At 55.4% G+C, this 12,568-nt stretch carries 2 protein-coding genes; both read left to right on the plus strand.

The annotated features are described in order from the left end of the window. Nucleotides 1-225: 225 nt before the first annotated feature. Nucleotides 226-5,232: a glycoside hydrolase family 2 TIM barrel-domain containing protein gene (locus tag BN348_RS04155; RefSeq protein WP_052446696.1), complete on the plus strand. Its 5,007-nt coding sequence runs from the start codon at nucleotides 226-228 to the stop codon at nucleotides 5,230-5,232. 1,208 nt (nucleotides 5,233-6,440) lie between these two features. After that, entirely contained in the window at nucleotides 6,441-12,167 is a 5,727-nt protein-coding gene (locus BN348_RS04160; RefSeq protein ID WP_052446697.1) for an Ig-like domain-containing protein, read from the plus strand. Nucleotides 12,168-12,568 lie beyond the last annotated feature (401 nt).

The raw sequence follows: 12,568 nt of genomic DNA on the forward strand, positions 1-12,568 counted from the left end.
ACGAAACAAAACCTGCGGCCAATAAACAGGCTTGGGTGGAAAGGAGGAAAAGTACCGCAGGATACGTGATATGCAGCATCCATCGTCGCGGATACAAAATGAGGCAGTGTGTCCGCCCGCTGGCCGGAATTTTGACGGAAATATGGATTCTGCGTAACAATGGCATCCGCAAACGTTTCAGCAGATGCAAGTCGGAGTAATATGAGAGAAAATGAGGGATCAAAAATGAAAAAAAAGAGATGGTTCACAGGATTACTGGCACTGGCACTGGTTTTAACCACTATTCCGTTCGGCAGCTTTGCGGCCGATGATGGAATTGTCCGGGAGGAAGGCGTGGAATGGGACAACAACCCGACCGTATTTCAGGTCAACAGAGAGGACGCGCATACCAGTTTTATTCCCTTCAATACGGTCGAGGAGGCATTGACCCGCGATAAAACGGCATCACAAAACTATCAGCTTTTAAACGGGACCTGGAAGTTCGAGTGGGTCGAGAGCCCGACCAAACGGAATCGGGAATTCTTCCGGGATGACTACGACGTGAGCGGCTGGGATGACATCACGGTGCCGCGCAACTGGCAGACCGAGGGCTACGATGTGCCGAAGTACACCGACACCGAGCTTCCGTGGAAGGGCGTCGAGAATCCGACCCCGCCGTATGCTCCAATCATCTACAATCCGGTCGGCTCCTACCGCCGCACCTTCACAACTCCGCGGAACTGGGACGGCAAGCAGGTGTTCGTCTCATTCCAGGGTGTCGAATCCGCCTTTTATGTATGGGTCAACGGGGAATATGTCGGCTACAGCGAGGACAGCTACACCGCGGCGGAATTCGACCTCACCCCTTACCTGAGAGCACCGGGCGAGGAGAACAACATCTCGGTGCAGGTGTTCCGCTGGTCGGACGGAAGCTATCTCGAAGACCAGGACTTCATCCGCCTGTCCGGTATCTTCCGGGATGTGTTCCTGTTTGCAAAGGACAAGCGGGCGTCCCTGTTTGACTTCAATTACACAACCGAGCTGGATGAGAACTATGAAGACGCCGTTTTCCATTGGGACGCCACGGTCCGCAGCTATGACGATGCGGCGGTTGAGGGCTACCGGGTCGAAGCCAGACTTTTTGACGCCGATGGAGAAGAGGTCTTTTCAGAGCCGCTGTCGCAGGCAGTATCGTTCGACGGCCCGGAAACGACCGTCGAGATGTCCACGCCGGTGGAGAATCCGGCGAAATGGTCGGCGGAAAAGCCGAATCTTTACCAGCTGGTCCTGGCGCTGAAGGATCCGCAGGGCGGCATAGTCGAAACCGCCGGCTGCAATGTCGGCTTCCGCAAGGTCGAGGTGGTCGGACGCGGCACCAACCAGTCCCAGGTCCTGATCAACGGCCAGCCGATCATGTTCCGCGGCGTCAATCGGCATGAAACCATGCCGTCAACCGGCCGTCACATCACCGAGGAAAGCATGATTCAGGACATTCTGCTGATGAAGCAGCACAACCTCAACGCGGTGCGCAACTCGCACTATCCAAACGAGGCAAGATGGTACGAGCTGTGCGATGAATACGGACTTTACATGATCGATGAGGCGAATGTGGAATCCCATGGCGTCAACCGTACAATTCCGGCCAGCAATCCGGACTGGTATCCGACCTGTCTGGACAGGATGCGCAGCACGATTGAACGCAGCAAGACACATCCGAGCATCCTGATGTGGTCGCTTGGCAATGAGTCCGCAACCGGCGAAACCTTTAAGCTGATGGCGCAGCTCTGCCATGAGCTGGATGCGACCCGACTGGTCCACTACGAAGCGGACCGCGATCTCGAAGAGGTCGACGTCTGGTCCAGAATGTACCGCCGCGTCAACAATCCGGAAATCGGGCCGACCACCAATCCGATGGTCTGGTGGGGTATGAACGGCACCAAACCGGCGCTGCAGTGCGAGTACTCCCATGCGATGGGCAACGCCATCGGCAACCTGAAGGAGAACTGGGATGTCTATGAGGCGTTTCCAAACCTGCAGGGCGGCTTTATCTGGGACTGGGTGGACCAGTCGCTGGAGATCCCGACGCCGGTGGACAAGCTCCTGACCGACGAGGGAAGCGGAGACATCGAAGTGATCTTGAAAGGTGAACTTGTGGACGGCCGTGAAGGAAGCGCAATGAGCGGCTACGCGAACGCCTACAACGACAAATCCTTACACATCACAGGCAACAACCCGATCACGCTTGAAGCCTGGGTCAAGCCGGAGGCTTCGACGACCACGGATCCGGTCATCACGCGCGGCAGCGAGTCCTACGGCCTGCAGCGGTATATCCGCCGCACCACCGACACGCTGGAATTCTACATCTACAACAAGAACGGCCGCAAGATCTCCGCAAGCATCCCGACCCCGGCGGACTGGGCAGGCCAGTGGCACCATGTAGCGGGAAGCTACGACGGGGCGGTTCTGCGCCTTTACTATGACGGCAAAGAAGTCGCGTCGGTTGAGGACGCCAACGGCATCCTCGGCGGACCGGATCCGGTCGGCGTCGGCATCGACTCCACCTTCGACGCGCAGAGCACGGCGATCCCGGCGGTTTTCAAGGGACTCATCGACAATGCGCGGATCTATGGACGCGCGCTGCCGCTGGACGAGCTGAACGACGTTTCCCGGAAGCCGGATGAAAGCACACTGCTCTGGCTCGACTTCAACGAGACGACCGATAAGGCCTATGAGCAGGAAACCTACTTCAGCTTTGGCGGCGACTGGGAAAACGCGCCGCAGAACTCCCCGAACAACAAGAACTTCTGCGCAAACGGCCTGGTTTCCGCCGACCGCACCGTACAGCCGGAACTGGTCGAGGTTAAGAAGATTTACCAGGATATTGCCATCAACGAAGCGGATACTCTCGGCGGCACCGTCGAAATTCAGAACAAGGCGCTGTTCACCAACATCAATGAATATAACGGTGAATGGGAGCTGGTGGAAGACGGAAAGCCGATTCAAAGCGGCGCTTTCACGGACGAGCAGCTGGACATCGGCCCGCTGAGCGCCAAAGAAATATCCGTACCGTTTACAAAACCTCAGCTCAAAGCGGGCGCGGAGTACTTCCTGAATATCCGTTTCACCCTTAGAAAGGATACGAACTGGGCGCAGGCCGGCCATGAGGTCGCGCGCGAACAGCTTGCGGTTCTCTATGAGACGCCGGAGGCTGAGGAAACCGACAAGGACGACATCCCGGCACTTGATGTCGACGATGCCGAAGACCAGACGGTTGTCAAAGGCGAGGACTTTACGCTTACCTTTAATAAGGAAGCCGGCACGATCGAACGCTTCCAGTACCAGGGCACCGACCTGATCGAACAGGGGCCGACCCCGAACTTCTGGCGGGCGCCGACCGACAGCGACCTGGGCTTCTATTCCGCATCCAAGCTCAGCACCTGGCGGTATGCCGGACAGGACCGGGCGGTCGTGGATGTCAAGGTCGAACGCTTCGGAAAATATGCGGTGACCTTCACAGTGGAGGCCAAGCTGCCAACGTTAAGCGAATCCAGTTACCGTCAGCGGTACACCGTCTACGGAACCGGCGACGTCAGGGTGGAAAGCTCGTTGGAGCCGGGAGAAGGCCTGCCGATGATTCCGGAGGTCGGAAATCTTTTGAAGCTTCCGATGGAATTTGACCAGGTTACCTGGTACGGAAAAGGACCGGATGAAAACTACATCGACCGCCAAACCGGCTACGATGTCGGCGTCTATCAGAGCACCGTTTCGGATTTCTTTGTGGACTACATCAAGCCGCAGGAGACCGGAAACCGCATCGGTACCCGCTGGGTCAGCCTGACCAATGCGGACGGCATCGGGCTGCTGGCCAAAGCGGAGGACACCATCGAATTCAATGCGCTGTATTACTCTCCGGAGGATTTGAGCAACGCGCTGCATTCTTACCAGCTTGAGAGTCCGCAGAACATCACGCTGCGGCTGAACCAGCGGCAGATGGGACTCGGCGGCGACCAGTCCTGGGGCGCAATGCCGTTTGAGCAGTATCAGATTCCGGCAAACCAGACCTATGCATACAGCTACACGCTCAAGCCGGTTTCCGGCGACGATGTCGATGCGCTGATGGCGGAATCCAAGAAGGTTCTGCCAGCCCCGGCCATCGATTGGAGCGATCTGGAAGACGCCGTCGAGAAAGCACAGAAGATCGACCCTGAGCTGTATACCGAGCAGAGCGTTCTGGCATTCAGCGACGCACTGCAGAAGGCGCTTGACGCGCTCGATGATAAATCGTTGAAGCAGGATGAAATCGACGCGGCCGAAGCGGCCCTTCTGAAGGCGATTGACGATCTGGTACCGCTGGTGCAGCCCGACAAGCGTCTGCTGGTCAGGACGATCGAGTATGCGAAGGAACAGATGGAGAAGGACGACTACCAGTATGTGGTGGAAGACGTCCGCATAAACTTCGAAAAAGCTCTTGCGGCGGCTATTGCCGTCGATGAGAACCCGAAAGCCACGCGAGAGGAAATTCTGGAAGCCTGGACCACATTGGTCAAATGGATTCATGGACTCGGCCTGCAGACCGGCGACAAGACCCTGCTTCTCGAGGCCATTACAGAGGCTGGCAGCTACAACCTGGACAACTATGTCGAACAGGGTAAGCAGGCATTCCGAAACGCCCTCAAGACGGCGCAGGAGGTCTATGAAAGGGACTTCGTCTCCCAGGATGAGATCAACAGCGCGACCGACGCATTGCTGGATGCCATTCTGGAACTGCGCTTAAAGGCGAACAAGTCCAATCTGGACGCACTGCTCAAGCAGGCTGATAACCTGGATCTGTCCCAGTACACCGACGCGTCCGCCGCGGTTCTGATGCTGGCTATACAGGAAGGCCGCTCTCTGATGGAACAGGATCTGAGCGTGGAAGACCAGCCGAAGATCGACCGTGCGGAACAGCGTATTCAGCGTGCGATGGACGACCTGGAACCGAAGGAGGACAACCCCTCAGGCCCGTCCGGCGACGCTTCGGACGATACCCCATCGAAGGACGATCCATCGGTCAGCACACCATCCAAGGACGAAAGCGGTTCGGGCAGCACTGCCGGCACATCGTCGAAGCACTCCTCCAGCAGCAAGACCAGCTCGAGCGGAGGAAAGAACAACGTCTTCACCGGCGACACCATGCCGATCATGCTGCTGCTGGCGCTGGCGTTTGTCAGCTCGGCGACGGTGGTCTGCTCCAAACGTAAAAAGACCAAATGATACGCAAAGCATATGCCAAAAGATGAGTTTGGGACGCAGAGCTATAGGAGCTGATGGGCTCATCCAGTGCATAAGGACGTCTGTACCAGTGACATGGCAGACGGATGTTCTTGAGTTCTGTAGCAGCGGGATCCCATGATTCCCGGCGGATGCGTGGGATGAGGAGGTCCAAATCTTAAGTTGGCCGATAAGCGGGTACTCTATATCCAGAGCTAGGCCAGTTATGTGCGGATCAATAAGCGGCGTGCTTCTTTGGAGGCGCGCCGCTTCAGTTTGTTCCAGAATCCATGAATGACGGCGGCGGTTCTTACCTGTTTTTTGGATTTTAACTTAGGCGATTGATCCACTTCAGCCCGGAAATCATATGTGCTTATCAGATGGCACGCAGCGGAGTGCTGTTGTTAACATTCAAAAAAATGATCAAGAACGCAGGATGAAGAGAAAGAACGGATAAAGTCCTGAAAGGGCATAATTTTTTGGACAAGAAAACCCGTGTTTGCTGATTCTGGACATGTAAAGAATGATGTGTCCCAAAATGTCAGGTACTGTCCATGATAAAAAATTTTCGATGCGGTGTTTTGGCATGGATGAGCATGCCGCCTGCCTGTTGGATTTACGCAGTGACTGCAGATGGAGCCGTTTGGTCCTATGCCAAGTGTACCATGTTAAAAAGTATAAAAAATCAGTTTTGATTTTATGGTAAGGTTTTCTTGAAACTTCTTACAGCTCACTGCGGCATTTGGGGAAAAATCATAGATGCAACCTAAAATAACCAGTATTACAGCCATTTTTTTTCGGACGGGATCTCACAACGAGAATTGGGCCGACCCAATACCATCAGTTGTACAGATTTTCATTTTTCACAGAACCGTCCAATGGTTAAAAATCTTTTAAGAGCTTTTTTTAAGGTGTAGAGCCATTCTTTTTGTTTTTTCCAAATAAAATTGGATCAAAACGGAATTGTTTTAGACAAACTGTGAAAAATGAAAGGACATACTATATATGCTGAAAAAATGTGCATATTTTTGCATTAGTATGATAAAGCGATAAAATGCCAGTTATTTCTGTCGTTAAATTTTCATGCGTTTTATAGATTTCTCTTGCTTTATAAGTCAAAATTCGTTATAATGTAGTCACATGGAGAGCGGATTATTACCAAATCCATGGAAAAACATGAATGAAATTTAAGGAAAAACAGGAGGGATCAAATGAAAAAGCGCATCATGGCTTTGGCGCTCAGTTTGACAATGGCGGTAACCAGCACCGGTTTCACGGCTTTTGCGGCTGACGCTCCAACCTCTGACACACAGGCACAATATGTTTCCGAAGAAGCAGCTTCCGAGAGAAGCACCCTGTTTAACGACGACTGGAAATTCATTCTGGGCGACCCGGTGGGCGCACAGAATACAAGCTTCGACGATTCCGCTTGGCGGAACCTCAACCTCCCGCACGACTGGAGCATCGAGTTCGATTTCAGCTACTCCTCGCCGGCAACCTCCGAGTGCGGTTATCTGGATGGCGGTACCGGCTGGTATCGCAAAACCTTTATTCTGCCGGAATCGATGGCGGGCAAGCGCATCACAATCGACTTCGGCGGCGTGTACATGGACTCCACCACCTATGTAAACGGCACACGGCTTGGCAACTATCCGAACGGATACATGCCGTTTTCGTATGACATCACCGATCAGGTGATCTGCGACGGCGTGACCGAAAATGTGGTTGCGGTCAAGGTGGTCAACCAGCTGCAGTCCAGCCGCTGGTACTCCGGATCGGGCATCTACCGCGACGTGCATCTGACCGTAACCGACAAGGTCCATGTGGACCGCTATGGCACGATGATCACGACGCCGGATGTCAAGGATACCAAGGGCAACGGCCCGACGGCGGTCAATGTGAAGACCACCGTTGCGAACGATACCGGCGCGGCTGCGGATGTTGTGGTCCGTTCCACCGTGATCGGCGCGGACGGCAATGCCGCAAGTGAGCCCGTCAGCTCCGAGGCGTTCAGTGTCGCGGCGGACGGCAAGACCGAAACCGAACAGAATCTGTCGGTCATTGATCCGAAGCTTTGGGATGTCAAGGATCCGAACCTCTACACGCTTCTCACCGAAGTGCTGATTGGCGGACAGGTCGTCGACACCTATGAATCGACCTTCGGCTTCCGCTGGTTTGAGATGACGACCGACAACGGCTTCTATCTGAACGACAACTGGATGAAGCTGCAGGGCGTCTGCATGCACCATGACCAGGGTTCTCTGGGCGCGGTAGCAAACCGCAGCGCGATTGAGCGTCAGATGCGCATCATGAAGGACATGGGCGTCAACGCCATCCGCGTCACTCACAACCCGGCGGATGACAAGCTGATCGAGATCTGCAACGAGATGGGCTTATTGGTCATTGAAGAGGCGTTTGACACCTGGTCGGGCAAGAAGCCGTATGACTACGGACGTTTCTTCCAGCAGACCTGCACCGACCCGAACGCAAACGGCACCGAGACCTGGTCGGAATACGACCTCAAGATGATGGTCAAACGCGGCTACAACGCCCCGTCCATCTTCATGTGGTCGATCGGCAACGAGATCACCAACTCCCTGCCGACATCCTCCTCAGCAGGACTTGCCATGGCGAAAAAATTACATAATATCGTCAAATCGATCGACACGACCCGCTACACCACCATCGGCGAGGACAAGTTCCGCGGCAACATGAGCGATACCTCCTCGAATCTCGGCAATGCGAACATGGTGGGCGTATTCGACACCGTCGACGTACCGGGACTCAACTACAGTGAAAACCGCTACGATGCGATGCATCGTGAAAAACCGGACTGGATGCTGTACGGCTCCGAGATCGCATCCGCGACCAGCAGCCGCGGCATCTACTACAACGAAGAGAAGAACCTTTCCAGAAATTATCAGCAGTCCTCCTACGACAACGACCATGTGGGCTGGGGCAGAACCGCGACCGACTCGATGCTGCGCGACCGCAGCCGCAAATTCATCGGCGGCGAGTTCGTGTGGACCGGCTTCGACTATATCGGCGAGCCGACACCGTGGAACCAGAGTACAACCACCCCGCCGAAGAGTTCCTATTTCGGCATCGTGGATACCGCGGGCCTGCCGAAGGATGCGTTCTACCTGTATCAGAGCCAGTGGACCAGCGTAGAGGAAAACCCGATGGTTCACATCTTCCCGCACTGGAACTGGGAAGACGATGCCCTGCGCAACCAGGCGAGCGCAGCGAACGGACAGATCCCGGTCCGCGTCTACACCAACGGACGCAGTGTGGAACTCTACTTCAAGCCGGCTTCCGACACCTCTGACGGCATCGGAGAGCAGGTGGGCGCACGCAAATCCTTCGAGGTTGTGACCCCGTACAAGGATGTCGCGGAGGTCAAGGACAACCACGACAAGGAATACCAGCAGACCGCCGACGGGAAACTCTGGCTCGAATGGAAGATGGACTTCACCCCGGGCACCCTGACCGCGATTTCCTATGATAAGGATGGCAACGAAGTGGCGCGTGAATCCATGACGACAGCCGGAGAAGCCGCAAAGGTTTCGCTGGTACCGGAAAAGAAGGTCATCCAGGCCGACGGCTCTGAAATCTCCTATATTGAAGTGGACATCACCGACAAGGACGGCAATCTCGTGCCGACCGCTGACAACGAAGTCTTCTTCAACGTGACCGGCAACGGCAAGATTGTCGGCGTTGACAACGGCAACGCGGCCAGCTGGGAGCGGTACAAGGATACTGACGGCGTTTGGAAGAGAAAGGCGTTCAGCGGCAAAGCGATGGTACTCGTACAGTCCACCAAGGATGCCGGCAGCTTTACGCTGACCGCGACCTCCGCGGGACTGAAAGCCGACAGCACCAAGGTCTTCACCATCGATGAAAACACACCGGAAAACAGCATCGTCGGCTACAATGTCCGCGATATCGATGCGGTCATCGGACAGGAGCTCGTTCTCCCATCCACCGTCGAAGCGATCCTCAGCGACGGCTCCACCCAGCAGAAGAATGTCACCTGGGATGCGGTCGATCCGGAAAATCTTCAGAATCCAGGCGTCTTCACCCTTGGCGGAACCGTGGAGAACGGCGACAGAGTGGAAGCGCGCGTGATCGTGGTGGGTGTCATCGGTGTCAAGGAAACCCGTGTCACCACGGCGGTCGGTGAGCTGCCGGTACTGCCTTCCAAAGCGACGGTCGTCTACAGCGACGGCAGCGAGAACGAGGCCAATGTCACCTGGCCGGCCGTCACGGCGGATCAGGTAGCGGAAGTGGGACAGCTTACCATTGAAGGCACCGTTGAGGGCTATACCCAGAAGGCGAAGGCCGTCATCCGCGTGACCGACGAGATCGATTACACGAACAACATCGCGACGAGGGTAGGCGCGGCGCTCTATCCGAAGCCGAGCGCTTCCTACAACAATGTCGATGATTACACGACCAACCATACCAACAACATGTCCTCGAACTTCAATGACGGACAGGTAGTGCGCACCCCGTCCTGGAATAACTGGGTGAACGGCTACGGCAACGCGGAGGACAGTTGGATTCAGCTTGAATTTGAAGAAGCCGCGACCATCGGCGCGATCGGCATCCATTTCTATACCGACAGCGCCACCAGAAAACCGCGCGAACTGATCGTCGAAACCAGTATGGACGGCGTCAACTTTACGCCGGTTGAAAACCAGGATCACATCGATGATTTCGGCGATGTGGCGGAAGACTGGGCAAAGGAATATCCGGTCAGCTTCACACCGGTCGAAATGAAGTATATCCGTGTTTCGATGAAGGGCCAGGTCACTGGTAACCGGTTTAAACCGGTCGGCGTCTCCGAGCTTTACGTTTATACCGGCGTGCCGACCAAAGGCAGCAATGAAGCGAAGCTTTCCGATCTGCAGGTGAACGGCGAAACGATTTCCGGCTTCTCGGCCGATACGATGAACTACACACTGCCGGTCGAATATCCGTATGAGATTCCGCAGATCACCGCAGCCGGCGCAGACAACGCGTCTGTAATGGTGATTCCGGCCATGACCATCGACGGACAGACCATGATCCGGGTCACTTCGGAATCCGGCGAGACCGAAGCGACCTATGTGGTCAGCTACGAAAGGGTCCCGCTGCGGCTTGCAGGGGCGGTTGTTTCCATGGAGAACCCCGAAATTCAAGAAAACGACATCGCGGATTTCAGCACCGTTCTGAAGCTCGAAGACGGCTCGGTGCTGGACAATTCGCTGGCAGAGGTCAGCTACAGCCTCACCTCTGAGGACGGCGGACTTGCGGAGATCGTGAATGGACGCATCAACGCGGTGAAGGCCGGTACCATGCAGCTGGTTGCGCATGCATCCTACGGCGGCGTTTCGGTTGATTCCGCACCGCTTACGATCACCATCACTGAAAGTGATCAGCCGATTGTGGTGGAGTCCTATGAGCGTGTCAGTGTGACCGGCAAGAAGGGCGAAGCGCCTGCGCTTCCGGAAACTGTCAAAGCCTATGTCAAGGACAGCTTCCCGAGAAACCTTCCGGTTGTATGGGATTCCATCCCGCAGAGCAACTACGGCGGATACGGTACCTTCACGGTGTCGGGATCGGTTGAGGACCAGACACTGCGCGTGACGGCGAATGTCACGGTCAAAGACGCGGTCGCGGCCGGCAGCTTCTCCGATGCCACCCCGATCGGCGTGATGCCGAAGCTGCCTGCAACGACCACCGTTTACTACAGCGACGGCAGCTCGATTGCGAATATCCCTGTCACCTGGGATGAACTCAGCAAGGATATGTTCACTGGAAATGAAGGCGACATTGTCAAGGTCAGCGGAACCGTCGACGCGGACGGAACGGTCCTTGATGTCACCTCTACCATCCGGCTGACCGATGTCGATGCGGAGAGAAGCGATAACTATTATAAGCTGAGAAACGGCTATGAGCTTCCGTTCGCCGTCGCATCCTTTACGAACGACGGCTCCGCCTCGACCGATAAGATCACGAAGATCAACGACGACATCATCTCATTTGCTACCAGCGACAGCGCGGGCAAGAACGTCTGGACCAACTGGCAGAGCAGCGCGCGTTCCGGCGACTGGGTCGGCGTTGTCATGGCGGATGAAGGCGTTGTCACCAACAAATTCGTCGATACGCTGTCAGTCGGTTTCTGGACAGAGGGCGAAGCGAGCGCAAGCGCTGGCTGTAAGTTCCCAGCCAGCTACAAGATTGAATACTATGTCGGCCCGATGGACTTTGAGCTTCCGGATGGCAGCGCCTACAACAATCCGCGCGGCAGCATCTCGAAGATTGCAAACCATCCGTTCAACGATGACGCCAACTGGCAGGAAGTCACCTATATCGGCGAGAAGCCGGCACCGAAGACCGGTGAGATGACCGAAATCAGCTTTGAACCGGTTTCCACCTGCATCGTCAGGGTCAACATGGTCGGCCAGTCCGGAAAATCTCTGGGCCTCACCGAAATCCAAGCCTACGGCAAGGTTGCAATCGGCAAGGACAGCTACCAGCCGACCGGCATCAGCCTCGGCGGACAGGCGCTTACAGGCTTTGACGAAAGCACCAATACCTATGAGGTAAATCTGGACAGCGGCGTCCTTCCGGAAATCACTGCCGAAGCGACCAACAACGCTTCCGTCACGGTGATCCCGGCAGCGGATGCCAACTCGACCGCAAAGGTTGTATTCCGCGCAGAGGACGGCGCGGCAGGTTCTGAGAAGGTCTATAACATCAAATTCCGCTATAAAGGAGACCTCGATTACAGCGGAATCGCCAACGTTACCGACCTGATCATCATGAAGAGCTATATCCTCGGCAGTTATCCGCTTGCATCCGGCCAGCTTGTCGCTGCCGATGCAAATGATGACGGCAGGATCAACATCTTTGACCTGCTGCATGTCAAGCTTCAGATTCTGAATGGCTGACCAGCAATTGCGTTCTGAGAAATAAACAACCGCCCGCATCTCCGTAGCTGGAGATGCGGGCGGTTCAGTTTGTCAAACGGCACTTGGCGTAGCGGGGATTGTTCCGCTGTGGCGCAGCGGTTCTACTGTGTTTGTTGGACACTTGGCATTGTGGTTGTTACTTCCGCTGTAGCGCGGCGGCTTTACTTAGATTGCCAAGACACCTTGGCTGTGTGGTCATTGTTTCGCCATGGCGCGGCGGCCATGCTTTGTTTGCCAAGTGACACTTGGCAATGTGGCAGTTACTTCTTTGCCGGCCAAAGAAGTAACCAAGAAAGGCCATTCAAGGGGGGCCATGCACAGTGCCGCTTAAAGCCAGATGGCCCCCCTTGAAATCCCCCTATAATATCCCTCTTTCTTCT

Origin of the sequence: Candidatus Soleaferrea massiliensis AP7, from assembly GCF_000820765.1 — a bacterium.
Taxonomy (GTDB): Bacteria; Bacillota; Clostridia; order Oscillospirales; family Ruminococcaceae; genus Soleaferrea; species Soleaferrea massiliensis.